This window comes from Achromobacter insolitus, from assembly GCF_002209555.1.
GTDB classification, from domain to species: Bacteria; Pseudomonadota; Gammaproteobacteria; order Burkholderiales; family Burkholderiaceae_B; genus Achromobacter; species Achromobacter insolitus.
Map to the genome: position 1 here is coordinate 1,127,032 of NZ_NJIF01000001.1, position 26,367 is coordinate 1,153,398.

The window sequence follows — 26,367 nt, forward strand, 5'->3', positions numbered from 1 at the left end:
CATCATCTCAACCGCAAAACCTACCTCGACCGAAACCCGTGAAAATCGTCATCGCCCCTGATTCGTTCAAAGAAAGCGTTTCCGCGCCCGATGCGGCGGCAGCCATTGCACGCGGCGTGACGGCCGCCTTCCCTGGCGCCCATACGGTGTGCATTCCGATGGCCGATGGCGGTGAAGGCACGGTGGAAGCCGTGCTCGCCGCAACCGGCGGCAAGGAACAGTTGCTGACGGTGAACGACGCGCTAGGCTATAAGGTCGACGCCGTATGGGGCTTGTTGGAAGACGGCACGGCGGTCATTGAAATGGCGGCGGCAGCTGGCCTCGAACTCATCGCGCCATCCAAGCGCGATCCAATGCGGGCCAGCAGCCACGGCGTGGGCGAACTGATGCTGGCCGCCTTGAACGCGGGCGCCAAGCGCATCATCCTGGGCCTGGGTGGATCGGCCACCAATGATGCGGGCGCCGGCATGCTGACGGCCCTGGGCGTGCGGCTGCTGGATGCCGACGGCCGCAGCCTGCCGCCTGGCGGCGGCGCGCTGGGCAAGCTGGCCAGCATCGATACTCAAGGCCTGGATCCGCGCCTGGCCGGAATCCGCATCGACATCGCCTCGGACGTGGACAACCCCTTATGCGGGCCGCAAGGCGCTTCGCACGTGTTCGGTCCGCAAAAAGGGGCGACGCCCGAGCAGGTGTCTGCCCTGGACCAGATGCTGGCAAATTTCGCCGACGTGTGCGCGAAGCACCTGGGGGCTGACCATCGCAATGAACCCGGTGCGGGGGCTGCGGGCGGCCTGGGATTCGCGGCCAAGGCCTTCCTGAACGCCAGTTTCCGTCCCGGCGTGGAGATCGTGGCGGAACTGGGCGGTCTGGCCCAGGCGGTCGAAGGCGCGACCCTGGTGTTCACCGGTGAAGGCCGCATGGACGCACAGACGCTGCGTGGCAAAACACCGGCCGGAGTAGCGAAGATCGCGCAACGCGCGGGCGTACCCGTGGTGGCGCTGGCGGGGTCGCTAGGCCCGGGCTACGAAGCGTTGCACGCCTGCGGCATCAGCGCCGCCTTCAGCCTGGCGCCCGGCCCGATCACCTTGCAGCAAGCGCTTACCGACGCCGAGAAATTGCTGGCTGACCGCGCCCGCGACATCATGCAGCTCTGGATGGCCGCTCAAAAGCGCATGCTGTAGATGCCGATTTGAACCTGGCTGCCAATTGAAAAAGCCCGCATCCGCGGGCTTTCATTTTGGCGATCGGGGCGCGATCCAAAGGGGCAAGTTCATTCGCCCTGCAACACGCCAGCCGCTACCAGCGCATCCGACAAGCGGATATACCGGTCCACCGAGATATCCTCGGCGCGCGCCGTGGGCGCGATATCCAGCGCTTCCCAGGGCACGTGCGCGGCCCAGTCAGCCAGCACCCGGCGCAACATCTTGCGGCGCTGTGAAAACGCGCGCGCCACCACAGTCTCGAAGGCACGATCACTGACCGGACGCAGCCGATCCCCAGGCAGGGGGACCATGCGCACGATGGCCGAGACCACCTTGGGCGGCGGATCGAAAGCTTCCGGGGGCACGTCGAACAGCTTGTGCATGCGATAGCGCGATTGCAGCATCACCGACAGGCGGCTGAAGTCGCCGGAACCCGGTTGCGCAACCATGCGGTCGATCACTTCACGCTGCAGCATGAAATGCTGGTCGCGGACGTTATCGGCCCAGGTCATCAGATGAAACAGCAGCGGGCTGGAGATGTTGTAAGGCAGGTTGCCCACCACGCGCAGCGCGCTGCCGAACTGGGAAAAATCCACCGTCAACGCATCCGCCTCGACCACGGTGAGGCGGCTGGCGTCGAACTGCTTGCGCAGGCGCGCCGCCAGGTCGCGGTCGATTTCGACCGCCGTGAGATGATCCAGGCGTTCCAGCAACGGCCGGGTAAGCGCGGACAAGCCCGGGCCGATCTCGACCACGGCATCGTCACGGGCGGGCGAAACCGCCCGGACGATAGACTCGACGACGCTTTCGTCGGTCAGGAAGTTCTGGCCAAAACGCTTGCGCGCCTGGTGTTGGGACATGTAAAGCCTGTAATGCGTTTAGCGGTTGTTCTGCTGGATCTTCTGCTGCTTTTCCAGGCGATTGTCGATGTACGCCTGGGCGCGCAACTGCTCGAGCCAATCCTCGAAAGCGGGCTGGGCGCGGCGCTCGAACAGGATCTGGCGGGCCTTCATGCGAGCCATGTCGTCGGTGGCGTCGTGCTGGCGGCGTTCTTCAACCTCGATCAGGTGCCAACCGAAAGGCGACTGCACCGGCTGGCTGATTTCGCCCGGCTTCAGGGCGTTCATGGCGGCCTCGAACGGCGGCACGGTTTCGCCCGGGTTCAACCAACCCAATTCGCCGCCCTGCGGAGCGGTGGCGTCCTGCGAATACTGGCGCGCCATGTCCTCGAACTTGGCTCCGCCGCTCACCAGACGCTGACGCACCTGCTCCAGGCGCTGACGCGCCATTTCGTCGCTCATGACGGTAGAGGTCTTGATGAGGATGTGGCGGGCGCGCGTCTGCATCACTTCCACCGGACCTTGGTGCGCAGGCGCTTGCGCCGGCGCGGCGGCAGGCTGCGGCGCCTGGGCCGGCGCCGGGGCGCGAGCCGTGCGGGCAGGCGCCGGTTGGGCGGTGCCGCGGTCCATCACCTTGATGATGTGGAAGCCATTGCCGCTCTGGATCAGGCCGCTGACCTGTCCCTTCTGCAAATTGCCGATGGCCTGTACGAACAGGTCGGGCCAGCCGTCCAACGGACGCACGCCCATGACCCCGCCCTGCAGGGCTTCGGGGCCGTCCGACGCTGCGGCAGCCAGGCTGGCGAAGTCCTCGCCGCGCTTGGCCTGCGCCAGCAGGCCTTCAGCCTTCTTGCGCAGCACCGCCAGTTGATCGGGCGACGAGCCCTCGGGCACGCGCACCAGGATCTGGGCCAGGGCGTACAGCATCGGGCCGGACGGCGCGGCAGCCTGCTGGGGTTCGGGCTGCGGCTGGGCTTGCGGTTGCGGAGCCGCTTGCGGCGCGGCGCCGAACGCCGGGTTGCGGCGCTGGTCTTTCAGGAAGGCATCGACTTCGGCATCCGAAATGACGATAGTGGAATCCACTGCGCGCTGGCGCAAGCGATCCGTGCGGATCTCGTCGCGCAGCGACTTGCGGTAGCTATCCCAGTTCGTGCCGGATTTTTCGATTTCCTGGCGCAATTGGGCCACGGATATCTTGTTGCGGGCGGCGATGGTCTGGATGGCCTGGTCAATTTGCGCGTCGTCGACGCGGATGCCCAAGCGATCGGCTTCGTGACGCTGCACGCGCTCCATGATCAGGCGTTGCAACACCTGGTGCTGCAGGGTCTGGTCGTCGGGCACCTGGATGCCGCGGGTCTTGAGCTCGCCCGAAATACGCAGCGACGCGTCGCGCAGTTCGCGCAGCGTAATCACGTCCTTGTCCACGACCGCGGCAATACCGTCGACGAATTGCTCGCCCTTCGGCGCCGGCGCAGAGTTCTTCTGCGCGGCGGAACTCGCCTTGGCGCCACTGTTCGCGGCCTTGCCGCCCTGTTCGGCCGCATGGGCGACGGGCAAGCCGGCGCATACGGCCAGCAGCAGCGCATTGCCGGAGAGGCGGCGCAAAGAGTGCAACCTACGCATCATTCATACCTTTCAAATGTGGTCCCGGTGGGCACTGGCGGCGTAATGCGCGAGTAGCCGGGGATACTTCTGTTCAGCAGGTTCATCGGATCGGTTCCCAGGGAACCAAGGCCGGTCAGCTCAAGCTGGAAGAACAGTGCCGAGTTGGCGTCGGTGGCGGACACCGCGTACCGCTGGTAGACCACGCGGCCCACCCAGCAGCAATCTCCCTTGTACTCCAGGCCGGCGATGGCCTGGGTAACCCGGGGCGAATCGGTCGTGCCGGCCACCGTGCTGGACGGACCGCTACGCAGCGAATAGTCCACCCGGCCCACGCCATACCAGCGCTTGGAGAACGGCCATTGCATCGCCAGGCTCACCTGGTTCTGCCCCTGCGCCTGATACTGGACGCCAGGTTGGGGATCGCGCTGGTACCGGTAGGACACCGCCACCGTCGTCAAACGTTGCGGCGACCAGCGCGCGCTGATCAATCCGCGCGACCAGTTGCTGTCGTAGGGATTGTATTGCGCGGCGATATCGGTGCTGAGCGTATCGGTCAGGGCGGCGCTGGCGCCCAGCAGGAAGTCGGAGCGCACGTTCTCGCGCGGCGTCTCGCCAGGCAGCGTGACCTTCTGATCGGCAAAGTACAGGCGCTGCGCGACCCCGAGCGACATGCGCTCGAAACCGGTGTTGGCATCCAGCCAGCGCGTCGTCAAGGCGGCAGTCAGCTGGTTGGCGTTAGCGATACGGTCCCAGCCGCCCGTGTAGATGTTCTCTTCGAACGCCTGCGAAAAGCTGAAGTCCGCCAGGGAGGTGTCAAAGACGGGCAGCTTGGACTGGTCGCGGTACGGCACATACAGGTAGTACAGGCGAGGTTCCAGGGTCTGCGTGGACGCCTTGCCGAACAAGGTGGTGTCGCGCTCGAAAACCAGGCCGGAATCCAAGGACAGGATCGGCACCGTGCGAGACTGCGAACGCGGCATGTCCGGGTTCAGGTTGTACCAGTCGGTGTCGTACTGGGTGTAATTGACGCCGGCCTTGGGGACGATGAACCAGCCCGGCTTGACGATGGGATAGGAAACCGTGGGATAGGTCTGGAAACGGTTGCCATCGGGTCCCAGGCGTTGGCCTTCGAACAGCGAGCGGCGGAAACGGACGGCGGTGGACGTCCAGTCCACATCGAAACCGCCCCAGTCATAGCGCGCCCCGCGGAAATAGAGTTCAGGCTCCTTGTCGTAAGGAGGCGCCAGCGGAGCGTCGGGATCCTGCAGCGTCTGGTACTTGTAGACCTGCGCGTAACCGCTCCAGTATCCGGACGCCGACGCCCAGCCCACCCGCGCGCGTTGCGGCAGATACGTGGTGGAAGCCTGGTTCAGACCCAACTGGGAAATATCGCGGAAATAGTTGTCGTCCGAGACCTTCGCGACATCCCAGTCCGCATAGAACCCATAAGGCAGAAGCTGCTGGTGGCGCCACCAGTACATCCAACGGTCGCTGTCGGTCAGCTTGTCGTTGGGCAGGTAGGTGCCATCCAGGATGCCGCTATAGCCATTGCCCAGGTAGCGGAACTCGCCGCCCAATTGGAGGCCGCGCTTGGAGAAGTAGCGCGGCTGCACCGTCATGTCGTAGTTGGGCGCCAGGTTCAGGTAGTACGGAATCGAAAAGTCGAACCCGCCCTGGCTGGTCGTGCCGTAAGTGGGCATCAGGAAGCCCGACTTGCGCTCCCGCTTAACCGGGAAAGTCATGTAAGGCGATGCCAGGATGGGCACGTCCTTGAAGTACAGCACGCCGCTGCGCGCCACGCCTTCGTTCTCGTCGAAGTCGATGTCGACGGTCTTGGCCTTGATGTACCAGGACGGCGTTTCGCAAGCGCAACCGCTATATGTCACCGTTTGCAGCCGCATCTGCGACCGGCTGAAGATGTCCGCGTGCTCGGCGACGGCAAAACCGCCGTTGGCGCCCATCCAGAAATTGGGCTTTTCGATCTGGCCCGAGGACTTGTCCACGTTGAACGTGGCGTTCGGTCCGATCACCAGGGTGCCGTCGCGCATCATGCGCGCGCTGCCCTGGACGTCGACTTCGCCCGTGTCCTTGCGGTAGTTGATGCGGTCGCCCTTGATGACGCTATCGATGCGGCGCACCTGGGCGTTGCCGGTCAGGGTCAGGTCGGAATCCGGATCCCCATCGATGGTGTCCGCTTCCATGAAAGCGGGGATGCTGTCGTCCGGCAGGCGGTGGATCCGCAGGCCCGGCGAGGTGCGCAACACGGGGGTCGCCGAGGTCGACGACGCGGCGGGAGCACTGCCCGGGCTACCTTGAGCCTGGACGGCTCCGGCGGCAACACTGACAGCAGAGAGGATCAACCATCGAACCTTGCGCACGAGTGAAAACAGCCCTTTTTGACGATGGTGGGAACGCGACACCGGCACCCACGAAGGGCCAATGCTAACGGAAACGAGCCGGTATTATAGAGAAGCCGCGCCATAGGCCCAGACTTATGTGCTCGGGACACGAATCTCAGCAACATTGCCTTTCTGACACGGATCTTCCTTGAAAAACGATCACGACCCCCGCCTGGAGCAGATCCGCGCCTGGCTGGGCAACCTGCCCGCCGCCCTGAATCTCGCCGTCGACACGCTGCGCCCGGCATCCGCCGACGCCAGCTTTCGCCGCTACTTCAGACTGGATGCCGGCGACCGCACTCTGATAGTCATGGACGCGCCGCCCGCGCACGAGGATTGCCGCCCCTTCCTCCACGTGGACCGCTTGCTGGCGGACGTAGGCCTGAACGTGCCCGCGGTGCTGGAACAAGATCTGGACCAGGGCCTGCTGCTGCTCTCCGACCTGGGTGAGCAGACCTATTACCAGCGTATCCAGGCCGGCCTGCCGGACAGCCAGCTCCAGACGCTGTACCGCGAGGCCCTGGCCGCCCTGGTCCGCCTGCAGCAGGCGTCCACCGCCGGCCTGGGCACCTATGACACCGCCCGCCTGGCCGACGAACTCAAGCTGTTCCCCGAGTGGTACGTGCAGAAGCACCACGGCGTCACGCTGGACGACAAGACCGCGAACGGGCTGGACAAGATCTTTGCGCTGCTGTCGACGAGCAATGGCGGCCAGGCCCAGGTGCTGGTGCACCGCGATTACCATTCGCCCAACCTGATGGTCTGCGACCAGCCCCAATATGGCCCCAACCCGGGCATCATCGACTTCCAGGATGCGCTGGCGGGACCCATTACCTACGACCTGGCTTCGCTGGTGACGGACGCCCGCACCACCTGGGAAGAACCCCAGCAACTGGACTGGGCCATCCGCTACTGGGAAATGGCACGCGCCGCAGGCCTGCCTGTAGACGCGGATTTCGCCGAATTCCACCGCGCCTATGAATGGATGGGACTGCAACGCAACCTGCGCATCCTGGGCGTATTCGCCCGCCTGCACCACCGCGACGGCAAGGCGCACTACCAGGCTCACATGCCGCGCGTGAGCGGCTACGTCCGGCAGGTGGCCCAACGCTATGGCGTCTTCACGCCGCTGCTGCGTCTGCTGGACCAGCTGGACAACCGCCAGGTCAGCGTCGGGTACACGTTCTGATGCGCGCCATGATACTTGCGGCGGGACGCGGCGAACGCATGCGCCCGCTGACCGACCGCCTGCCCAAGCCTCTATTGTCCGTGGGAGGCCAGCCGCTGATTGTCTGGCACCTGCGACGCTTGGCGGCCGCAGGTATACGCGACATCGTCATCAATCACGCCTGGCTCGGCCACGAAATCGAGCGGGCGCTGGGCGATGGCGGCGCACATGGCGTGCGCATCCGCTATTCCGCGGAGGCCACCGCCCTGGAAACCGCCGGCGGCATCGCCCAGGCGCTGCCCCTGCTGGGCGACGCGCCCTTCCTGGTTGTCAACGGCGACGTCTGGTGCGACTGGGATCCCGCCGCGGCCGAAGGCCGGGCCCGCGCCCTGCCCGATGGTGGCGCCTGGCTGCTGCTGGTGGACAACCCGCCCCAGCATCCCGCTGGCGATTTCCGGCTCGAGGCCGACGGCACCGTCCATGCCCAGGGGGAGCCGCGTTTGACCTTTGCGGGCATCGGCGTCTACCATCCCTCGTTGTTCGCCGACGTCCCTCGGGGCGCGGCGGCGCCTCTGGCGCCTTTGCTCCGGCAGGCCATGGCCCGCAATCTGGTGCACGGCGCGCGCCATGAAGGCAAGTGGACGGATGTCGGCACGCCGCAGCGGCTCGCGGACCTGGATGCAGAACTCGACGCTCGGCCGCGCTGATGTCCACATATTTCACAATATCAAGGTGCGCAACCAGGCTTGTCCGCGCACCCAACGGCCCCGGCTAACGGGGTATTCTCTAGCGCTTTGACCTGCGCGCGCTGCGCGCGGGCGAGCAAACACACAGGAAGTTTTCTAGGAATGGGGATGTTTGGAAGATCGCAACGGGCTGTATTCAAGCCCTCCGTGTACCAGCCCGGCCAACGCACGCGCCGCATGCCGCGCTGGCTGGTCCTGCTGCTGGTGGGCATCGCCCTGGGCGCCGGTGGCGTGCTCTTCCTGCAGACCAACTACGGCCCGCAACGCCTGACCGTGGAGCAATCCGAGCAACTGCATAGCGAGCTCAGCACGGCCAACCTGGAACGCCAGCGCCTGCAAAGCCAGCTCGAGGAAGCCACGCAGCAGCGCGACGCCAACAAGGCCGGCCATGAAAAGTTGACCTCTGACCTGGCCGAGGCCCGCAGCAAGATCGAAACCCTGAACAAGGAACTGGTGCTGTTCCAGGACGCCATGCCCGCCGATCCCCGCGGCGGCAACCTGGGCATCCGCTCCGCCACCTTCAAGCGCGCCCCCGGCCTGCTGGACTACCAAGTGCTGGTCATGCGCGAAGACCGCCAGGGCGCGCCGTTCAAGGGCACACTGACCTTCTCCATCGACGGCACCTACCCCAATGGGCGCGCCGCCACCGTCACGCCGGAAGGCCCTGCCCTGAACGTCGACCGCTATGACTACGCGCTGGGCCAGTTGAAGCTGCCCGACGGCTTCACGGCCAAGGTCGTGGTGCTGCGCGTGCTGGACGGCGCCCAGAAACAGCAAGCGATGCGTATCTATTACGTGCGCAACTGATACCGGTTCGCGCCCCAAGACCCGCCCTGATCCGGCGGGTTTTTTTTGCCTGTCGAATATGGTTGCGTGCGCAACCTTTTGCGCATATAGTTGCGCAAACAACCAATTATTGGAGACATCATGCCGCTCCCCGCGCACGTCCCCGTCCTGATCGCCGGCGGCGGCCCCGTCGGCCTGACACTTGCCGCCCTGCTGGCCGAATACGGCATCGCCTCGCTGACGCTGGAGGCGGACGACGACTATTGCAGCGGCAGCCGCGCCATCTGCATTTCGCGGCGCTCGCAGGAAATCATGGGTTGGGTCGGCGCCGACGCCCCGCTGACGGCCACGGGACTGCCCTGGACCGGCGGCCGCAGCTACTTCCGCAATAGCGAAGTCCTGCATTTCGAAATGCCGCACGATCCGCTGCAGCGGTACGCTCCCATGGTCAATATCCAGCAGTACGCCGTCGAGGAGTACGCCCACCAGGCCATGCAGCGGCATCCGGAACTGGCCGCGCTGCGCTGGTCCGCGCGGCTTGTCGGCCTGCGGGCGACTGCCACGGGCGTCAGCGCGGAGGTGGACGCCGAAGGCAGCCGCCAGACCGTGCGCGCCGACTGGCTGATCGCCTGTGACGGCGGCCGCAGCACCGTGCGCGAGGCCATGGGCCTGAAGCTGGAAGGCATGCAGTACGAAGGCCGCTATGTCATCGTCGACATCGAACAGGAATCGACCCGCCCGGTGGAGCGCCTGGCCTGGTTCGACCCGCCGTCCAACCCCGGCTCCACGCTGCTCATGCACCGCCAGCCCGGCAATGTCTGGCGGGTGGACTATCAGATCCGCGACGACGAAGATCCGCAAGAGGCCGTCAAGCCGGAGAATGTACTGCCTCGCGTGCAGAGCCATCTGGACATGATCGGCGAAACCGCGCCCTGGAAGCCGCTATGGATTTCCATCTACAACGCCAAGTGCCTGACGCTGGACCGCTACCGCCACGGACGCGTGCTGTTTGCCGGAGACGCCGCCCATCTGGTGCCGATTTTCGGCGTGCGGGGCCTGAATTCCGGACTGGACGACGCCGGCAACCTGGCCTGGAAGCTGGCCTGGGTAATGCGCGGACTGGCACCCGACAGCCTGCTGGACAGCTATAGCGTCGAGCGCGTCCATGCCACCCGCCAGAATCTGGCCTATGGCGCCAAGAGCACGGAATTCATGGCCCCACCAGACTTCGGCTTCCGCCTGATGCGCGAAGCCGCCCTGCGCCTGGCGTTATCGGACGAGCGTGTGCGCCCGCTGATAAACCCGCGGCAATCCGCGCCCATTTCGTATGACGCCTCGCCCCTGAACCTGGAGGATGGCGCGTCGCAAGCGGGCGCCGCCGCCGCACCCGGCCAGCCCGCGCCCGAGGCCCTGCTGGAGGATGCAGGCGCGCCGCTGTACCTCAGCGCCTGCTTCGGTGCTGGCTTCGTGGCGCTGGCGTTGGATCCGGACGCCGGGCTGGCGGCGGAACTGGACGCCCTGGCGGCCGCCACGCACGGCGCCCTCCGCCCGCTCCGCGTGCTGAAGGCCGGCAACGGCGCCTTGCAGGATGCCCACGGACAACTTCGGCAGCGCTATGGCGCGCAAGCCGGCACCGTCTATCTGTTACGGCCCGACGGCTACGTACTGGGACGCTGGATCGCGCCTGCGGCCGCAACCCTGCGCGCCGCGCTCACGCCCTACTACCCTTCGATCACTCTGGATGCGCGGAAGGAAGAACAAGCATGAACCACGACGAACTGGACCAGGTCTACACCGCCATGGCGCAGACCTTGACGCGCGTGGGCGAAGCGCAGACTTCGCTTTTCCTGTCGATCCTGAGCCTATCGCTGATCGCGCGATTGACGGACGCGCGCGACGCGGCCGCGCTATTGGCGCAGGCGGAAGCCGCCTGCCTCGCCAATGGCGCTGTGGCAAACTATCCCGCCTCCGATCCTCTCCCGCCCACGTGAACCCTCCCGCTCTCGAACGATTCCTGACCTACCGCCTGCACGTGCTCAACAAGATCACGGATCGGGACACGAATCGAGCCTATCTGGAAGACTGCGGTATTCCGCTAGGCGAAGCGCGCTGCCTCGCGGCCATCGGCCGCTACGCGCCCTTGTCCGTCAACGACCTGGCGCGCGCGGCCAATCTGAACAAGGGTCAGGCCAGCCGTTCCGCGCAGGCGCTGGTCGACCGCGGCCTGGTCGAGAAAACCCTGTCCGCGACCGACGGACGCGGCGTGGTGCTGGCGCCTACCCAGACCGGGCTGGCGCAGTACCGACGCATCATCGACCTGATTGCCCGCCGCAACGACGAAATCTTCGGCTGCTTAAGCGCCGACGAACAGCGCCTGCTGGGCAATCTGCTGGATCGCCTGATCGACCATCTGCAACCGAATGCCGGCGCAGACGACTAGGCGGCCTGTCCCGGGACGGAGCGCGCCCTGCCCTAGGACTTGGGTGCGGTGGCGCCCATCTGCGCGGCGGCTTCGTCCATGAACTGCGCCATGCGCACGTCCAGTTCGGTCACGCCGCCGGCGTCATGGGTGGTCAAGGTCACGTCCACGCGGTTATAGACGTTGGTCCATTCGGGATGATGGTTCAGCTTCTCCGCGAACATGGCGACGCGCGCCATGAAGCCGAACGCCGCATTGAAATTGGGGAAGCGGAAGCGCTTTTCAATGGCATCGCGCATCGCTACCGCCTGCCAGCCGGACAAGGCGGCCACGGCGGTATCGGTGCCGATGCGGGCGGGAGGAAACATGCTCATGACGGACTCCGGAAAAAAAGGCGGCGGCGCATTGCGCCAGCCGCCTCGTACACTGGGCTGGCCCAGGCTTACTGCTGCACTGCGTACAGGTAGATTTCCACCCGGCGGTTCAGCGCGCGGCCTTCGGCGGTCGCATTGTCGCCGATAGGATCGTTGGGCCCGCGACCCTCGACCGTCAGACGCGAGGCGGCGACACCCTGCTTGCTCAGGTAGTCCGTCACGCTCTTGGCGCGGTTGACCGAAAGCGTCTGGTTGTGCGCCAGCGCACCGGTGCTGTCCGTGTGGCCGACGACCTTGGCCCGCAGTTCAGGATGCTGGTTGAGCGAACGCGCCACGCTGTCCAACACGGGCAGCAAGGCCGGCTTGAGCTGCGTCTTGTCGGTATCGAACGACACGCCGCTGGGAATGTTGACCTTCAGGCTGCCATCGGGCATTTCCACCACGTCGATACCCAGCGACGAAGCGCCCGATTTCTGCACGTCTTCCTTGACGACCTTCCAGTTGTAGCCGACCAGGCCGCCCGCCACCGCGCCAATACCGGCGCCAATGGCCGCGCCCTTGCCATGGCCGATCAAGGCGCCGATACCGGCGCCGATCGCCGCGCCGGCGCCCGTACCTACGGCAGTATTGGTCTGCTGCTGCGTGGCGCATCCCGCCAGCAGCGCCCCCGCTGCCGCAACCACTGCGATCCGGTTGAATATTGTTCTTGAGCTCATGGCAACCTCCACTTAATCCGTCGGTGTGCCGGATGATTCCGGCCAGAACATGCTAGCAAGCGCGGGACGCAAGACCGGCAACATTTTGTACTTCCGGAAGGGCTGCAGAGATAGCGCGGCCGCTCACCGAAGTGGCTAGCGGTCCACCGCGCAACAATAGGCTACATTCCTGCGGTCACGGCAGCCGGCCTGCGGGGTGGAGGCCGGCGCCGGTCCCTAGCGCTGCTGGAACGTCCGGCGCGCCACGTTCAGCGACACCATGGCCATGAGGGCCATGGCCAGCAGGTAGTAACTGGGCGACAGCTTGGAATCGGTGGTGGCGATCAGCCAGGTCAGGATGAACGGGGCGAAACCGCCAAAGATCGTCACCGCAATGTTGTAGCCCAGGGACAGGCCGGTGGTGCGCACCTGCACGGGGAAGATGGCGGACATCAGCGCCGGCATGGGCGCGAAGTATGCCGTCGCCAGCAAGCCCAGAATGACCTGGACGATCATCAACATGCCCACCGTGGGATACGAAACCAGCAGATAGAACAAGGGGTAGCACAGCACTGCCGTCAGCAGGGCCGCGGCCGTCATGATGCGCGCCGGTCCGATCCGGTCGGCCAATGCGCCGACGAAAGGCGCGCCGGCGGTCATGATGACGCCCGTGACCAGCGTTGCCAGAAAGCCGATGGTGGGCGGCAGGCCCAGCTGGCGGATCGAGTACGTGGGCATGTACAGGGCCAGGTAGTTGCCCACCGAGCCCAGCGCCACGAAGCCCACCGTGACCAAAAGGCGCAGCTTTTGTCCGGCGAACATGTCGCTCAGCGGCGAAGCCGATGCCTGCGCCGCGCTGAACTCCGGCGTTTCATCCATATGATGGCGGATGTAGTAGCCCACAGGGGCGATCAGCAGGCCGAAAACGAACGGAATGCGCCAGCCCCAGCTTTCCAGCTGCGCCTGGGTCAGCGTCGCGTTAAGCACCGCGCCAAACAGGGCGGCCAACAAAATCGCTGCCCCCTGGCTGGCGACCTGCCAGCTCGCGTAATAAGCCCGGCGGTCCGGCGCGTACTCGATGAGAAACGCCGTCGCGCTGCCGAACTCGCCCCCCGCAGAAAAGCCCTGGATCAGCCGGGCGACCAGGATGATGATCGAGGCGGCCACGCCGATCTGCGCGTGCGTGGGCACCAGAACGATGATCAGCGTGCCCAGCATCATCAGGAAAATGGATGCCGTCAACGCCGCCTTGCGGCCCGCCCGGTCGGCATAGCTGCCAAGCACGATGGCGCCCAACGGGCGCATCAGGAATGACACGCCGAACGTGGCCAAGGCCAGCAACAGCGAGGAACTCTCGCTGGCGGACGGAAAGTAGAGCTTGGCGATGATCAGCGCAAAAGTGCCATACGCGATCATGTCGAACCATTCAAGCGCGTTGCCTATGGACGCCGCGATCACCGCGCGCCGTGCCTGGGCGCGCCGGTCGGTTGATGGCGCCGCCTGGTTGCGGCCAACGGCCGCCGCGTTCCACGTTGTCTTCTCCGAGTAAGCCATTTTTCCCTCTGTTTTTTTGAAGAGTAACTATCGATCAATGCTCGGGCCGGCTATCGCCAGATGGCCCGCCAGCTTTTCCATGAACTGTTCGCACAGGCTGATCTGAGCCAGCGCGACATACTCGTCGGGCCGGTGCGCCTGCTGCAGGTTGCCCGGTCCGCAAATGACGGCCGTCATGCCTGCCCGCTGGAACAAGCCGGCCTCGGTGCAATACGCCACCTTCTCGGTGCCACGCGACCCGGTCAGCGCCTGCGCCAATTGCGAGATTTCGGCGGCCGCGGCGGTATCGAAGCCGGGAACCTCGGCCAGCGCCTCCAGCTTGATGTCGGCCTGCGGGTTCTCCGCCTTGATGCGGTCGCGCAGTTCGCCGGTGATGTAGCGGCGCAAGCCGCCGATCACGTCTGGCGCCAGCACGCCTGGAATGGTGCGGAATTCGAATTCGAACTGGCAGCGGTCAGGAATCGTATTGACGGACAGGCCGCCGGAGATCGTGCCAGTGTTTGCCGTGGTGTACGGCACCTCGAAATCACGGTCGAAGGGGCCGCTCTGCCGATGGCCATCGGCCATGTCGCGGATGTGGCAGATCGCCCGCGCGGCATATTCGATCGCGTTCACGCCACGCGGGGTCAACGATGAATGCGCGGCATGCCCGTGCACGGTGCAGCGGTACAGATTGCTGCTCTTGTGCGCGGAGATGACCCGCATTTCGGTGGGCTCGCCGACGATGCAGCTGTCGGGCCGGATCTCCAGCCGCGCCAGCTCGCGCAGCATCGCGTCCGCGCCCAGGCAGCCGACCTCTTCGTCATAACTCAGCGCCAGATGCAGCGGCACGCGCAGCCGTCGCGACGTGAAGGCCGGCAGCATGGCGAGCGCCGTCCCGATAAAGCCCTTCATATCGCAAGTGCCGCGTCCATACAGCCGGCCATCGCGCACTTCGGGCGCGAACGGATCGCTGCTCCAGGCCTGGCCGTCCACCGGCACGACGTCGGTATGGCCCGACAGCACCACGCCGCCCTGGGTGCCGCCGTCGTGGGCAGGCACGGTCACGAAAAGGTTGGCCTTCTTGCCATCGGCGTTGTAGATGAGCCTGGGCGCCAGCCCCACCGAGACCAGGTGGTCGCGCACCGTTTCGATCAGGCCAAGATTGGACAGGCGGCTGGTCGTGTCAAAGCGCACCAGCCGTTCTATCCATTCCAGAGAACGGGGAAGCTCTGCAGTATTCATGAGTCATACCTAAAGTTGAGGTCTGGCGCCGCCGTTCAGGCTGTCTTGCTCCGGGCCGCGTCCAGAAAGCGCGATAGTCTAGCCACGCCTTCGTCCAGGCGGTCGTGCGCGCTGGCGTAGCACCAGCGCAGATAGCCCTCGCCCTCCGGACCGAAAGCCGTTCCCGGCGCCAGGCCCAACCCGCCTCGCACGACCAGGTCCTTGCAGAACGCGAGGCTGTCCGAGACGCCGCGGATGCGGAAAAACGTGTACATCGCGCCGGGCGCGGCGCCAGCGAGCTCGACGCCGGGCACCGCCCCCAACTTGGCGGCCAGGTGGTCACGCGCCAGCCGCAAGCGCGCCGCCGTGCGCGCAATTACGGGCTCGCCCCGTTCCAGCGCGCATAACGCGGCGGTTTGCACAAAGCCGGGTGTGCACGTATTGCTGTATTCGATGAGCTTGCCGATCTCCGGCAGCAAGCCTCGCGGCACCACGACCCACCCCACGCGCCAGCCCGTCATCAGCCAGGCTTTGGAAAAAGAGTTGCAGCTGACCACACGGTCATCCGGCGCGGCGATGTCCAGGAAGGTAGGCGCCACGGCGCCTTCGTAGTAATAGCGTTCGTAAACGTCGTCGGAAATGATCCAGATGCCATGCTTGCGGCAATGCTCCAGCACGACGCGCTGCTGCTCCGCCGTCATCACCCAGCCCGTGGGGTTGTTCGGCGAATTCACCAAAAGTGCCCGCACATCCGGCGTCAACGCACTGAGCAAAGCGTCCAGGTCCAGCCGCCAACCGCTTTCGGAAAACGACAGTGCAACGGTGGTCACCTGCGCGCCCAGCACCTTGGGCATTTCCACCAGGTTGGGCCACAGGGGCGTCACCGCGACGACGTGGTCTCCCGCGCCCACGATGGCTTGGACCGCGGTCATGAGCGCCGACGTACCCGAACTGGTGATGGCAATGTTGTCGACCTCGCGCTGGCCGTGCAAACCGCTCACGTAGGCGGCCAGGCGCTCGCGCAGCGCAGGCACGCCCAGCGTCTGGACGTAGAACGTCTGCCCCGAGGCAATGTGGGCAATGGCGGCCTCGCGGAACTCGGCCGGAGTCTGCTCGTCGGGCTCGCCGAACCAGAATGGCAGCACGTCGGCGCTGCCCATGCCTGCATTGGCGACCTCCCGGATTTGCGACGAACGCAAAGTCTGCACGCTGGCGCGCGCCGTCGCACTGAAGTCGCTGGAAGATACTGCTGTGTTCATGCCTGTTCCTATTCCTGTCGCCTTGGACGTTGGGGGTTGCGCTGCCCGCTCAGAGGCATGCCGTGTCGAACTGCGCGCGCGCCTGGCGGGCGCCACGGGCCAGCCAGGCCACATCGGAGTGCAAGGCAATGAACTGCACGCCCAGCTTGCGGTAGCGCGCCGCCTCGTCGGGATCGTTGGCGAAGATGCCGACCGCCTTGCCCGCCGCCTTGCCGGCCTCGATCACGCGGGCGACGGCATCGCGGACGTCTGCATGGGTCATATCGCCCAAGCGGCCGAGACTGGCCGCCAGATCGGCCGTGCCAACGAAGAGGCAGTCCGCTCCGTGCAAGGCCGCAATGGCCTCCACGTTGCGCACCGCCTGCGCCGACTCGATCTGCAGGATCGCGCAAGCCTGCTCATTGGCCTGCGTGACGTAGGAAGGGTCCATTCCGTAGGTGCCGGCCCTCACCAGTCCCGCCACGCCGCGCACGCCCCCATTGCCCTCGAAGGGAAAGCGCATCGCGGCGATGGCATTGCGCGCATCGTCGGCGGTGTCGATATTCGGGAAAATGACGGTCCTGGCGCCGCAATCCATGGCGCGCTTGACCAGCGCCGGATCGTTCGTCGTCACGCGCACGATCGGATGCGCGGCGGCGCCATGCGCGCGCGCGGCATCGATCGCCTGTAATTGCGCTGTCAGGCCCGCCACGTCGTTGGGCGCATGCTCCATGTCGACGACCAGCCAGTCGAAGCCGCAATGCGCCATCGCCTCGGCCACCGCGGGACTTGCGAGGGTCAGCCAGCAACCCTCGGAAGGCTCCAGGGCGCGCAGCGCCGCGCGTATCGGATTCGGATCTTTCATGTCTGCTCCATAGTGATCAAACGGGGAGCATTTCCAGTGCCGATGCCCCCTCAAATGGCCAAACAAAGATACCGGAGCAGAATCGCGAAGATTTCCGATTTTTCAACGCAAATGTGTAATATTTTGGATTGAAATTATCAAAACTCTCAATTTCTTGGAAAAATTGTGCAGAACAAGAATTTCGATCCTACTGACCTCCAAATCCTGGCCGCTTTGCAGGTCGACGGAAGGCTGTCCAGCGCCGATCTGGCCGAACGCGTGTCGCTGACGCCCTCGCCCTGCTGGCGGCGCGTCAAGCGTCTGGAAGACGAAGGCGTCATCCGCGGCTATCGGGCCGAAGTCGACGTCAAAAAGCTCGGCTTTGGCGTAACCGCATTCGTGTGGATTTCTTTGGATAAAAAAGGCGCCGAACACGTCAAGGCGTTCGAGGACGCCATCCGGCATGTGCCGGAAGTCCTGACCTGCCATTGCGTGTCAGGCCGCTACGATCACCAGTTGACGGTCATCGCCCGCGACCTGGATGCTTTCGGCGATCTGGCGCGCTATGTCCTTGGCGCCTTGCCGGGCGTGAAAGAGGTCTACACCTCTTTCGTGCTGAAGGAAGTCAAGGGACTGGGCGACGCGATTTCCTTGCCGGCGGATTGACGGATCGGGTAGCGCCGGGACTCGGCTCAGCCAAAGCGCTGCAACCATGGCAGCGCCGCGTCCAGCCGGGCGGATTCGACTTCCGGCCGCGGCGCGCCTTCCGGCAGTGTCAGTCCGATACGGTTGTGCCAGTAAGTGCGCAAGCCCACCTTGCTGGTGCCGAACATGTCGTACCCGGAACCGGCGACGAACGCCGCTTGTGATGGCTCCACCCGCAGCTGCGACAACGCCAGCGCATAAGGACGCGGGTCGGGCTTGTAGAAGCCAGCCTCCTCCGACGTCACCACCACGTCCCAGTCCACACCAAGCAAATCGGCGGCGCGCCGCCCCAGGCGGGCGGAACAGTTCGTGACCACGGCCAGGCGGCAATGCGGCCGCAGCGCCGACAACAGCTCACGGGCGCCGTCCCACGCAGGCAGCTCGTCCCAGCAGGCCTCCAGCGCAGCGGGCGCGGCTGCGGGCAGACCGACCGCCGTTGCGGCTTCCTGCACCAGGCGCTCATAAGGCTGATAGGCGCCGCAACCATAGGTGCGCCGCAAATACTCCGCGCGCCAGGCCCGTCCTGCAGCCTCGGACCCGGCGGCGCGGTTCCATACGGTCCAGGAATCGAGCAAGGCAGTCAGCAGATCGAACAGCACGGCACGGGGATAGGCGGGAACAGCGGAGGGACTGGACATGCGTGGCTCTCTGGGATGGCAGTCAGACCACTATAAAGAGGCTTGCATCCGCTGTGATTCAGCGATGGTTTACCCAGAATTAAGCTCGGGCTTAACCCGGCGAGATTCCATACAGCGTGCCAGAGATATGTCCATGCCCGGTGCTGGGCGCGGCGCGTTGCACAGGCCCCGAAGCGGGGAACAGAAACGAAAACAAAAAGGCCGTTGACGATGTGCGTCAACGGCCTTTGAATTCTGGTGGGCTGTGAGTGGCTCGAACACTCGACCTACGGATTAAGAGTCCGCTGCTCTACCAACTGAGCTAACAGCCCTGCTACTTCACTCAGTTTCGATTCGCTTTATGGGGCGTTTTTTAGTCCGCTGCCGCTGCGTTTCGTTATGTGTGTAGTGCGAAGAAGCAAGATTATATGCAGCTTTTTTGGTTTGTGCAAGCCGCCCCGAAAAAACTTTGCGGCAGGCTCGCGCCATGTCGCGTCAGGCGGCGTAACCGCCGTCCACCGACAGGCTCGCGCCGGTGATGTAGCGCCCTTCCGGACCAGCCAGGAATGCCACCGTGCCGGCGATGTCGCTGGTTTCGCCATAATGAGGCAACGACAGCACGGCCACGAGGTCCGCGGCGTGCGCGCCGTCGGCGGGGTTCATGTCGGTGTCGATCGGGCCGGGGTGGACCACGTTGGCCGTGATGCCGCGGCTTCCGAGGTCGCGCGCCAAGCCCTGGGTCAGGCCGACAAGCGCGGACTTGCTGGCGGCATACAGCGCCACGCCGGCACGGCCCGCGCGGCCAGCCAGGCAACTGCCGATGTTGATGATGCGGCCGCCATCCGGCATGGAGGCCTGGGCAGCCTGGATGGCGACAAAGGGCGCGCGCACATTGACGTCCATGGTGCGCTCATAGTCGTCGAGGCTGGTCTCGCCGATCGCGCCGGTGAGGAAAATGCCGGCATTGTTCACCAGCACGTCTATCGGGCCCAGTTCGCCAATGGCTTGCTCGACCGCGGCGCGGACTGCGGCCGCGTCCGCGGCGTCCGCCTGGATGGCGCGCGCGCGGCGGCCATCCACGGACAGTTCCGCCGCCAGCGCCTGCGCGGTCGCCGCCGACGCGGGACTCACATATGTAAAGGCCACATCGGCGCCGTCGGCCGCCAAACGCCGCACGATGGCGGCGCCAATGCCACGGCTGCCGCCAGTCACGAAGGCCACTTTTCCAGTCAGATTTCGCATGGATAGATCCATATTTGTAGTGATCAGTACAAATATATTCGCCTGCCGCAACCTCGCTCGTCAATCATTTTTTTATCGATCACCACAAAAATCTCCGGCGAGTAAAATCATGCGCATGGCAGAACGTGGGCGCCCCAGGAACTTCGACCGGGCCCAGGCCTTGCGCAAGGCCATGGACGTCTTCTGGTCGAAGGGATATGACGGAGCATCGCTGACCGACCTCACGGCGGCGATGGGCATCAATTCGCCCAGCCTGTATGGCGCATTCGGCTCAAAGGAAGGACTATTCCGCGAAGCCGTGGAGCTTTACCGCGAAACCGAGGGCGGTTCGGCGCGGCGCGCGCTTCAGGAAGCGCCCACCGCCCGCGAAGGCGTCCAATCCATGCTGCTCACCTCCGCCGAACGCTTCACCGCCAGCGGCACACCGCCTGGTTGCCTGATCGTGCTGGGCGCGCCGGCAGGCTGCGTGAACCCGGCCGGCGTAGGCGACTTCCTGGGTGACAACCGGCGCGAAATGCAAAGCCGCATCCTGGCCCGCCTGCAGGCCGGCGCATCCAACGGCGAACTGCCCACCGGCACGGACCTCAAGAGCCTGGCCGCGTTCTACACCACCGTGCTGCACGGCATGTCGATCCAGGCGCGCGACGGCGCCACCCGCAAGACTTTGCAGTCCGTGGCCAAGCAAGCGATGTGCGCCTGGGATGCGCTGACCGGGAGCGCGCCTCCCTCTGGCTTGCCGCCGGGCCGGGCCCGGGCCTGACGGATCGCGTCATGTTCCGTATCGATCTGCGGCGTCTCATCCTGTGGATCAGCCTCTTTTCGGTCATCCTCGCCCTGGCGGGCAGCCTGCATGCCAGCTACCTGGTGCAGCGCGATCTGCTGCTGCGCAACGCGCTGGAACTGAATCGCGCCTATGCCTCCAAGGTCGCTTTCGCGACCGATGTTTTCCTGATCGATCTGCGGCGCTATCTCTCGTACAGCGCCGAAATGCTGGCCGACATGGAAGCCCACCCCGAACACATGGAGGCAGAGACACTGCGGCAGAGGCGGCAGTTCGGCCACTTCAACTCCACCTTCGTGGTGTCGCCACAAGGCAAGGTGCTGGCAACGTCGACCACGAACCATGACCTGCTGGGCCAGCAGCTGCGCAGCGAGGCCGCCAGGGATGCACTGGCCAGTCAGCGACCGACGGTCAGCCCTCCGTTCATGGGCCGCAACGCGCGCTGGATGATTCTGTACACGTATCCCATTTTCTCGAAGGACGACCGCTATCTCGGGTTTCTTGGCGGCACGCTCTACCTGCACGAGCACAATGCGCTGGACCACCTGCTGGGCCAGCACTTCTATCTGGGCGAGTCCTCGCTGTACGTGGTGGATCGCAATGGCACGCTGATCTACCACCCCGACCGCAGCCGCCTGGGCCGCGCCGTCCCCGACCGCAGCGCCTTCGCCTCCGCACTGCGCGGCGAAACCGGCGAGATGCATTTCGCCGATGAACAGGGCCGCGAAATGCTCGCCGGTTACGCGCCTGTGCCCAGCATGGGGTGGAGCATCATCGCGCAGCGCCCAGTGGACGCCACCTTGCAGCCCTTGAGCAATCTGTTGCTGGCCACGGCCCGCCATACCCTGCCGCTGCTGCTGCTTTCAGTGGCGTCCATCTGGCTGCTGTCGCGCTGGATCGCGCGTCCGCTGGGCGAGCTGGCCGGTATCGCCAAGCATATGCAGAACCCGGACTCTGCCGACCGTATTCGTCATGTGCGTTCATGGTATTTCGAAGCCGCGGAACTCAAGCGCGCACTGTTGATGGGGCTGGCCTCCATCCATCACAAGATCCGCGACCTGCGCCGCGAAACCACCACGGACACGTTGACGGGTCTGTTGAATCGGCGGGGCCTGGACGAAGCGGCCGCGCTGCTGCAGGCAGAAGAGCAGCCGGTGGCGATAGTGGCGATCGATATCGACCATTTCAAGACCGTCAACGACCGCTACGGCCACGCGGCGGGCGACCGCGCGCTGCAGGCCCTGGCGAAATTGATGAGCGAGGGCTCGCGCAGCGGCGATACGCTGGCACGCGCCGGCGGCGAAGAGTTCGTCATGCTGCTGCCCGGCGCGCCGCTGGAGGCTGCGATCAGCCTGGTGGAGAGGTTGCGCCTGCGCATGGCCAGCGAGCCCGCCGCCGTGGCCGGGCCTCTTACCATTTCGGCTGGCGTGGCCGCCTATCCGGAACATGGCGCAACGATGGACGCGGCCCTGCAACGCGCCGACCAGGCGCTTTACTACGCCAAGAACCACGGCCGCAACACGGTCTGCGTCGCGGACGACAACACCCGGGCCGGCTCGCGCATGGCGTCTACGGGCTGAGTCCCCTACTTGCCTTTGGCCGGCGCAGGCGCCTTGGGCGGCTTGCGCATCTGTTCAAGCAAGGGGCCGCAAGCGTTCTCTTCGGTGGTGCTTGGCGCGACCAGCGCCAGCAGACCGGCAGCCGGCGTCAGCAGCACGCCCAACGCCACCATGCCGGCGCCGCGCGCCGCCAGGGGCAGCACATGCACACCTACGTCCGGCGAGCCGAAAGTGCCCCGCACATACAACGGCGAGCGCAGCGAGAATATCCGGAAGCCCTTGCTGCTGGGGGTGATGTCCATGTCCACCGTCTCGTTCTTGAAATCGGCCGTGCCGGTAATGCTGATCAGCGCGTTCTCGGTATCGAATACGAACACCCGCGGCGTCATGACCCCGTTCTTCATTTCGAGGTCGGCCGCGCCGCAATTGATCTTCACCTCATCGTCGCCGAACAGCTTGGACACCACGTAATTGCCGACATTGAGCCCCGCGATCTCCATCAGGCTGCGGCTGATCACTCCGTCGTTGACCAGCATCTTCACGTCGCCGGTGGCCGTGCCCAGCAATGCCGCGACCGAGTTGCCCGTGCCGCTCACCGCCATATCGCCATTCAGTTCACCCAGCGTCTTCTGCATGGCGGGGGTAGCGGGAAAAAGCTGCTTGAGCCGCAGGCGGCGCGCACTGATGTCGACACGCCCGGTCAGGGTCGCGCTGGAGCCATCCAGCCGTATCGTGGAATTGATGGTGCCGCCTGCCATTCCGAAGCGCAGAGGTTCGAGAGTCAGCTTGCCGTCCTGCAACACCAGGTGCACGGACAGGTCCGATAACGGCAGTTTGCTGTCGTGCACGATGCGGCCCGCATCCAGGGCGACGTCCGCGTCCATGTCGCGCCAGCGGTCGGTGCGGAATGCCTGCGTGGGCAGCACCTTGCCGCCCTTGGGCTTGGCCGGCGCGTCCTTAGCCTTGTCGGTTTCGGCGCCCGCAACCTTGCCCGACGGCACGCCGATCAGCGGCCCCAGGTCCACCATCCGCAGCTGCCGCGAAGAAAGCTTGCCCGTCAGCGTGGGCCTGGGCTGGCCCAATGCGAAGGTGATGTCGCCATGCAGATCGCTGTTGCCCACCTTGCCGTTGAAGTCCTTGTACTCGAACACCGCGCCCCCGGGATTGCGCAGCTTGGCAACCAGATGGCCGTCAGTGGAATACGGCGGCGTGTCTGGCAATGTGACGCCAGTCAGCGAATACAGCTGCGCCATCGACGCACCCGCCAATTTCAACCGCAGGTCCAGCGCGCCCAGGTTGACGGGATCGGTCAGGGTGCCCGTAATCGACGCCTTGGTGCCGCCTATTGCCACGTCGGCCTGCACCGGAAAGGGCTGTTTGGCGTCCTGCAAGGCCAGCATGCCGCCGACCTTGCCTTCTCCCTTGGTGGCCAGGCCCTTGTACTTGCCTTCCACCTTCCAGCCAAAAACGTAGTCGCGCGGCGAGGGCGCCGCGCCGCCCTCCTCTGCCGCGAAGGCTGCGCCGGCCACGTCGGCGAATGGCACCGGCTTGCCCAGCGGATCCACCTGCACGTTCAGGTCCGCCTTGAGAACTTCATCGACCAGCCCCACACGGCCCTTGTCGAAGCCGATCTCGTTGATATCCAGCACCCAGGGAGAAGGTTCGCCGGTTTCGGGCAGGGTGAACTCCCAATTGGCCCGGCCGTCGGCCAGCCGCTCAAGGTTGGCTGCGGGCTCGGTCAGCTGGATGCGGCGGATGACGACGCGTTGACGCAGCAATGGCAAGGGGGCCAGGCTGAATTCCCCACGCTTGAGCGTGGCGAACTGGGGCGCCTTGGCCCATGGCGCATTGCCCACCGAGATATCGTTGGCGATGACGTGCGGCCATGGCACCCAGGCCCGCCAACCGCCCTCGTCGGGCTCGCGCGTCCATTTGACGCTAAGGTCCCCATTGATGGCGAAAGGACGCCCGATGGCGGCGCTGGCTCGCTCGTTTATGAAGGGTTTGGCGCGATTCCAGTCAAAGGTGGCGATCACCACTACCAGTATCGCCACGAGGAGCGCCGCTCCCCCTACAATCCCGATCGCTATTTTTCTTGAGCGCGTCATGGTTATTATCCTTGGCATTGCGGCCGGCGTACCGCTGCCGGCTTCCGTTACCTCCAAGGGTATCGCGGCCCGCGGCCCTGGCCGGACTTGCCGGCCCCATAATGTGTGCGGATTTTTCCAGGCTCTGCATCCCTCGCGATGCCGCGCGGCACGTGTCGCCCGGGGATTGCGCAGCATGGCGCGTGCCCGGCCCCGCAGCGGCCGGTTACAAAGCGAAATGAGTGCAGGCCGCGAAATGGGGCCCGAACGCCGACGCACAACGAATTTTTGGCGCCGGCGCAGCTCAAATGCCTGAACGACAATAACCGGCCCCGGGGCCGGAAAGCAGAACAACCTGGAGGCCCGATGCGGCATTCGACCTTGATTTTCGTGGTGGCGGCATTTGCGCTGCTGACGCTCAGCCGCCTGGCGCTGGCCGCCTGGCAGTCCAAGCGTGTGCGCGATGCCGGGGGGCTGGTCCCCCTGCTGCTCGGCGGGCTGCGCATTGATGCGCACCAGATCGCCGTGCTGGCCGCATTGCCGGCCGTGCTGTCACCCTTGTTCGGCCACATTCCGCTGGCGGCCACGCTTGCCGGGTACTGGTATCTGGTCGCGTTCGTTCTGCTGGCATTCCTGGAAGTAGCCACGCCGCCCTTCATCCTGGAATACGACTCCCGCCCCAACCGACTGTTCGTCGAATACCTGAAGCATCCCCGCGAAGTCTCCGGCATGCTCTGGCGCGGCTACAAGGGCGCGCTGGTGGGAGGCCTGGCCGTCGTGGCGCTCATTGCCTGGGGTGCCTACGGCCTGTTCGGCCACATCCAGCCCGATGCACAGCTGAGCTGGTGGCAGATGCCGCTGGCCAGCCTGGCGATCCTCGCCATCGTCATCCTGGCCATCCGCGGCACGCTGGGCCATCGTCCGATCAACCCGTCCTCGGTCGCGTACAGCTCGGACGGCATGCTCAACACACTGGCGCTGAATTCGCTCTACAACGTCTTCTATGCCGTCTACAGCATGAAGAACGAGAAGTCCGCCTCTGCCGTCTATGGCGGCATGGACGACGACAAGATGCATGGGCTGGTACTGGCGCAGGCCGGCCTGCCCAACCCGCCCTCCAACCCCGACTATCCAAGCCTGCACCGCCAGTTGGCCACCCGCAAGACTGCGCGGCCCCTCAACCTGGTGATCATCCTGGAAGAGAGCCTGGGCGCGCAATATTGCGCCGGCCTGGGCGGCGCGGACCTCACGCCGGAACTGGATGCCCTGGCGCGCGAGGCCTGGACCTTCACCCGCGCCTACGCCACCGGCACCCGCTCGGTGCGCGGACTGGAAGCGGTGGTCACCGGCTTTCTGCCCACTCCCGCCCAGGCGGTGCTGAAGCTGCCGCGCTCGCAGCGCGGTTTCTTCTCGCTGGCCGACCTGCTGGGCCGCCACGGATACCACTCACGCTTCATCTACGGCGGTGAGTCGCACTTCGACAATATGAAGGGCTTCTTCCTGGGCAACGGTTTCAAGCAGATCGTGGACCGCGCCGACTTCGTCGACCCGGCCTTCGTCGGCACCTGGGGCGCTTCGGACGAAGACATGTTCAACCAGTTGGACCGGCTGCTGCGCGAAGACGGCGACCAGCCCACCTTCACGCTGGCCTTCAGCGTATCCAATCACTCGCCCTGGGAGTACCCGGCGGGCCGCATCCAGACCGACGGCAACCCCGCCACCGTGGAGAACACCGTGCGCTATGCCGACTGGGCGCTGGGCCGGTTCTTCGAACGTGCCAAGGCCTCGCCGTACTGGGAAAACACCGTATTCCTGGTGGCGGCGGACCATGATTCGCGCGTCTTCGGCGCCAGCCTGGTGCCGGTGCGCCACTTCCATATTCCGGCCGTGATCCTGGGCGCTGGCATCGAGCCGCGGCGCGACGACCGCCTGATCAGCCAGATCGATCTGGCCCCGACCCTGCTGTCGCTGATCGGCGTGGACACCGAACATCCCATGATCGGCCATGACCTCACCCGCAGCACGCCGGGCCGGGCGATCATGCAATACGACAGCACCTATGGCTATCTGAAGGAAGACTCGCTGCTGGTGATGGCGCCCAACAAGACGCCGCTGCAATACCGCTATACGGCGCCCGAGGAATACACGCCCGCGCCGCTGGATCCGGACCTGGCCGCCGAAGCGCTGGCGCATGCGCTATGGCCCAGCTGGGCCTATCGCGAAGGCCGGTACAGCCTGCCGGGCCAGACGCCCGAATCCACCAGCACAGGCGAGCGGCCCACCGCCTGAAGCCCGGGCCGGCGC

General features: G+C 65.4%; 23 protein-coding genes and 1 tRNA gene. 11 read left to right on the plus strand and 13 right to left on the minus strand.

All coding sequences use genetic code 11. From position 1 onward, the window contains the following. The first annotated feature begins 38 nt into the window (after nt 1–38). Entirely contained in the window at nt 39–1,181 is a 1,143-nt protein-coding gene (locus CEY08_RS05070; protein ID WP_063642358.1) for a glycerate kinase, read from the plus strand. An 89-nt stretch (nt 1,182–1,270) separates the two neighbouring features. Here the strand turns inward: CEY08_RS05070 and rsmA are convergent, their stop codons facing one another. The 3 genes from rsmA to CEY08_RS05085 are packed head-to-tail and all read right to left on the minus strand — an operon-like array spanning nt 1,271 to nt 6,024. Then, a complete protein-coding gene (gene rsmA / locus CEY08_RS05075; protein ID WP_042796457.1) occupies nt 1,271–2,062 on the minus strand; it encodes a 16S rRNA (adenine(1518)-N(6)/adenine(1519)-N(6))-dimethyltransferase RsmA in 792 nt (263 codons plus the stop codon). An 18-nt stretch (nt 2,063–2,080) separates the two neighbouring features. Continuing rightward, nucleotides 2,081–3,667, minus strand: coding sequence for a peptidylprolyl isomerase (locus CEY08_RS05080; RefSeq protein ID WP_076816230.1), 1,587 nt, complete (start codon nt 3,665–3,667; stop codon nt 2,081–2,083). Continuing rightward, nucleotides 3,664–6,024 (minus strand): LPS-assembly protein LptD, encoded by a 2,361-nt coding sequence (locus tag CEY08_RS05085; RefSeq protein ID WP_063642359.1) that lies wholly within the window; start codon nt 6,022–6,024, stop codon nt 3,664–3,666. The genes CEY08_RS05080 and CEY08_RS05085 overlap by 4 nt, the downstream gene beginning before the upstream one ends. 169 nt (nt 6,025–6,193) lie before the next feature. Here CEY08_RS05085 and CEY08_RS05090 point away from each other — a divergent pair, with 169 nt between their 5' ends. The 6 genes from CEY08_RS05090 to CEY08_RS05115 all read left to right on the plus strand — a co-directional run bounded on the left by CEY08_RS05090 (nt 6,194) and on the right by CEY08_RS05115 (nt 11,185). Then, nucleotides 6,194–7,234, plus strand: a complete 1,041-nt coding sequence (locus CEY08_RS05090) for an aminoglycoside phosphotransferase family protein (RefSeq protein ID WP_042796454.1) — start codon at nt 6,194–6,196, stop codon at nt 7,232–7,234. Then, nucleotides 7,234–7,920, plus strand: coding sequence for an N-acetylmuramate alpha-1-phosphate uridylyltransferase MurU (gene murU, locus CEY08_RS05095; RefSeq protein WP_042796453.1), 687 nt, complete (start codon nt 7,234–7,236; stop codon nt 7,918–7,920). The genes CEY08_RS05090 and murU overlap by 1 nt, the downstream gene beginning before the upstream one ends. A gap of 147 nt (nt 7,921–8,067) precedes the next feature. Next, nucleotides 8,068–8,766 carry a DUF6776 family protein gene (locus tag CEY08_RS05100; protein ID WP_063642263.1) on the plus strand — a complete coding sequence of 233 codons (699 nt, stop codon included), beginning with the start codon at nt 8,068–8,070 and terminating at the stop codon, nt 8,764–8,766. Between the two features lie 120 nt (nt 8,767–8,886). Next, entirely contained in the window at nt 8,887–10,512 is a 1,626-nt protein-coding gene (locus CEY08_RS05105; protein ID WP_076816232.1) for an FAD-dependent monooxygenase, read from the plus strand. After that, complete coding sequence (locus CEY08_RS05110) at nt 10,509–10,736, plus strand: hypothetical protein (RefSeq protein ID WP_042796452.1); 228 nt, start codon at nt 10,509–10,511, stop codon at nt 10,734–10,736. The genes CEY08_RS05105 and CEY08_RS05110 overlap by 4 nt, the downstream gene beginning before the upstream one ends. Then, nucleotides 10,733–11,185: a MarR family winged helix-turn-helix transcriptional regulator gene (locus CEY08_RS05115; protein ID WP_076816235.1), complete on the plus strand. Its 453-nt coding sequence runs from the start codon at nt 10,733–10,735 to the stop codon at nt 11,183–11,185. The genes CEY08_RS05110 and CEY08_RS05115 overlap by 4 nt, the downstream gene beginning before the upstream one ends. Before the next feature lie 32 nt (nt 11,186–11,217). Here the strand turns inward: CEY08_RS05115 and CEY08_RS05120 are convergent, their stop codons facing one another. The 6 genes from CEY08_RS05120 to CEY08_RS05145 form a co-directional block, all read right to left on the minus strand. After that, nucleotides 11,218–11,538, minus strand: a complete 321-nt coding sequence (locus CEY08_RS05120) for a 4a-hydroxytetrahydrobiopterin dehydratase (protein WP_042796450.1) — start codon at nt 11,536–11,538, stop codon at nt 11,218–11,220. Nucleotides 11,539–11,606: 68 nt separating this feature from the next. Then, on the minus strand, nt 11,607–12,254 hold the full coding sequence (locus tag CEY08_RS05125; RefSeq protein WP_076816237.1) for a YiaD family glycine zipper/OmpA-like lipoprotein: 648 nt from the start codon (nt 12,252–12,254) through the stop codon (nt 11,607–11,609). A gap of 216 nt (nt 12,255–12,470) precedes the next feature. Next, nucleotides 12,471–13,787: an MFS transporter gene (locus CEY08_RS05130; protein ID WP_076816239.1), complete on the minus strand. Its 1,317-nt coding sequence runs from the start codon at nt 13,785–13,787 to the stop codon at nt 12,471–12,473. Between the two features lie 27 nt (nt 13,788–13,814). Beyond that, the gene (argE, locus tag CEY08_RS05135; RefSeq protein WP_076816242.1) at nt 13,815–15,011 is read right to left on the minus strand and encodes an acetylornithine deacetylase; all 1,197 of its coding nucleotides are present in this window, start codon (nt 15,009–15,011) and stop codon (nt 13,815–13,817) included. Between the two features lie 35 nt (nt 15,012–15,046). After that, on the minus strand, nt 15,047–16,249 hold the full coding sequence (locus CEY08_RS05140; RefSeq protein ID WP_063642269.1) for a pyridoxal phosphate-dependent aminotransferase: 1,203 nt from the start codon (nt 16,247–16,249) through the stop codon (nt 15,047–15,049). Nucleotides 16,250–16,298: 49 nt separating this feature from the next. Beyond that, nucleotides 16,299–17,093, minus strand: coding sequence for an HpcH/HpaI aldolase family protein (locus CEY08_RS05145; protein WP_042796446.1), 795 nt, complete (start codon nt 17,091–17,093; stop codon nt 16,299–16,301). A 165-nt stretch (nt 17,094–17,258) separates the two neighbouring features. Between CEY08_RS05145 and CEY08_RS05150 the strand changes: the two genes are divergently transcribed. Next, nucleotides 17,259–17,738, plus strand: a complete 480-nt coding sequence (locus CEY08_RS05150; protein ID WP_042796445.1) for an Lrp/AsnC family transcriptional regulator — start codon at nt 17,259–17,261, stop codon at nt 17,736–17,738. A gap of 26 nt (nt 17,739–17,764) precedes the next feature. On the opposite strand, the gene CEY08_RS05155 is transcribed toward CEY08_RS05150, so the two are convergent. The 3 genes from CEY08_RS05155 to CEY08_RS05165 all read right to left on the minus strand — a co-directional run bounded on the left by CEY08_RS05155 (nt 17,765) and on the right by CEY08_RS05165 (nt 19,636). Further along, nucleotides 17,765–18,415, minus strand: a complete 651-nt coding sequence (locus tag CEY08_RS05155; protein WP_076816244.1) for an HAD family hydrolase — start codon at nt 18,413–18,415, stop codon at nt 17,765–17,767. A gap of 235 nt (nt 18,416–18,650) precedes the next feature. Further along, nucleotides 18,651–18,726 (minus strand) — tRNA-Lys (locus CEY08_RS05160). A 163-nt stretch (nt 18,727–18,889) separates the two neighbouring features. Next, nucleotides 18,890–19,636, minus strand: a complete 747-nt coding sequence (locus tag CEY08_RS05165; RefSeq protein WP_042796443.1) for an SDR family oxidoreductase — start codon at nt 19,634–19,636, stop codon at nt 18,890–18,892. Between the two features lie 115 nt (nt 19,637–19,751). Between CEY08_RS05165 and CEY08_RS05170 the strand changes: the two genes are divergently transcribed. After that, nucleotides 19,752–20,396, plus strand: coding sequence for a TetR/AcrR family transcriptional regulator (locus tag CEY08_RS05170; RefSeq protein ID WP_076818002.1), 645 nt, complete (start codon nt 19,752–19,754; stop codon nt 20,394–20,396). A gap of 11 nt (nt 20,397–20,407) precedes the next feature. Then, on the plus strand, nt 20,408–21,997 hold the full coding sequence (locus tag CEY08_RS05175; RefSeq protein WP_076816246.1) for a GGDEF domain-containing protein: 1,590 nt from the start codon (nt 20,408–20,410) through the stop codon (nt 21,995–21,997). A 5-nt stretch (nt 21,998–22,002) separates the two neighbouring features. Here the strand turns inward: CEY08_RS05175 and CEY08_RS05180 are convergent, their stop codons facing one another. Then, complete coding sequence (locus CEY08_RS05180) at nt 22,003–24,084, minus strand: AsmA family protein (RefSeq protein ID WP_076816249.1); 2,082 nt, start codon at nt 24,082–24,084, stop codon at nt 22,003–22,005. A gap of 345 nt (nt 24,085–24,429) precedes the next feature. On the opposite strand from CEY08_RS05180, the gene CEY08_RS05185 reads away from it, so the two are divergent. After that, entirely contained in the window at nt 24,430–26,352 is a 1,923-nt protein-coding gene (locus CEY08_RS05185) for an LTA synthase family protein (RefSeq protein ID WP_076816251.1), read from the plus strand. Nucleotides 26,353–26,367: the final 15 nt, after the last annotated feature.

Coding starts and splice junctions, on each gene's coding strand:
- rsmA (WP_042796457.1), bottom strand. CDS start 2,062: ATGTCCCAACACCAGGCGCGCAAGCGTTTTGGCCAGAACTTCCTGACC.
- CEY08_RS05080 (WP_076816230.1), bottom strand. CDS start 3,667: ATGATGCGTAGGTTGCACTCTTTGCGCCGCCTCTCCGGCAATGCGCTG.
- murU (WP_042796453.1), top strand. CDS start 7,234: ATGCGCGCCATGATACTTGCGGCGGGACGCGGCGAACGCATGCGCCCG.
- CEY08_RS05100 (WP_063642263.1), top strand. CDS start 8,068: ATGTTTGGAAGATCGCAACGGGCTGTATTCAAGCCCTCCGTGTACCAG.
- CEY08_RS05105 (WP_076816232.1), top strand. CDS start 8,887: ATGCCGCTCCCCGCGCACGTCCCCGTCCTGATCGCCGGCGGCGGCCCC.
- CEY08_RS05110 (WP_042796452.1), top strand. CDS start 10,509: ATGAACCACGACGAACTGGACCAGGTCTACACCGCCATGGCGCAGACC.
- CEY08_RS05120 (WP_042796450.1), bottom strand. CDS start 11,538: ATGAGCATGTTTCCTCCCGCCCGCATCGGCACCGATACCGCCGTGGCC.
- CEY08_RS05125 (WP_076816237.1), bottom strand. CDS start 12,254: ATGAGCTCAAGAACAATATTCAACCGGATCGCAGTGGTTGCGGCAGCG.
- CEY08_RS05130 (WP_076816239.1), bottom strand. CDS start 13,787: ATGGCTTACTCGGAGAAGACAACGTGGAACGCGGCGGCCGTTGGCCGC.
- argE (WP_076816242.1), bottom strand. CDS start 15,011: ATGAATACTGCAGAGCTTCCCCGTTCTCTGGAATGGATAGAACGGCTG.
- CEY08_RS05140 (WP_063642269.1), bottom strand. CDS start 16,249: ATGAACACAGCAGTATCTTCCAGCGACTTCAGTGCGACGGCGCGCGCC.
- CEY08_RS05145 (WP_042796446.1), bottom strand. CDS start 17,093: ATGAAAGATCCGAATCCGATACGCGCGGCGCTGCGCGCCCTGGAGCCT.
- CEY08_RS05155 (WP_076816244.1), bottom strand. CDS start 18,415: ATGTCCAGTCCCTCCGCTGTTCCCGCCTATCCCCGTGCCGTGCTGTTC.
- CEY08_RS05165 (WP_042796443.1), bottom strand. CDS start 19,636: ATGCGAAATCTGACTGGAAAAGTGGCCTTCGTGACTGGCGGCAGCCGT.
- CEY08_RS05170 (WP_076818002.1), top strand. CDS start 19,752: ATGGCAGAACGTGGGCGCCCCAGGAACTTCGACCGGGCCCAGGCCTTG.
- CEY08_RS05175 (WP_076816246.1), top strand. CDS start 20,408: ATGTTCCGTATCGATCTGCGGCGTCTCATCCTGTGGATCAGCCTCTTT.
- CEY08_RS05180 (WP_076816249.1), bottom strand. CDS start 24,084: ATGACGCGCTCAAGAAAAATAGCGATCGGGATTGTAGGGGGAGCGGCG.
- CEY08_RS05185 (WP_076816251.1), top strand. CDS start 24,430: ATGCGGCATTCGACCTTGATTTTCGTGGTGGCGGCATTTGCGCTGCTG.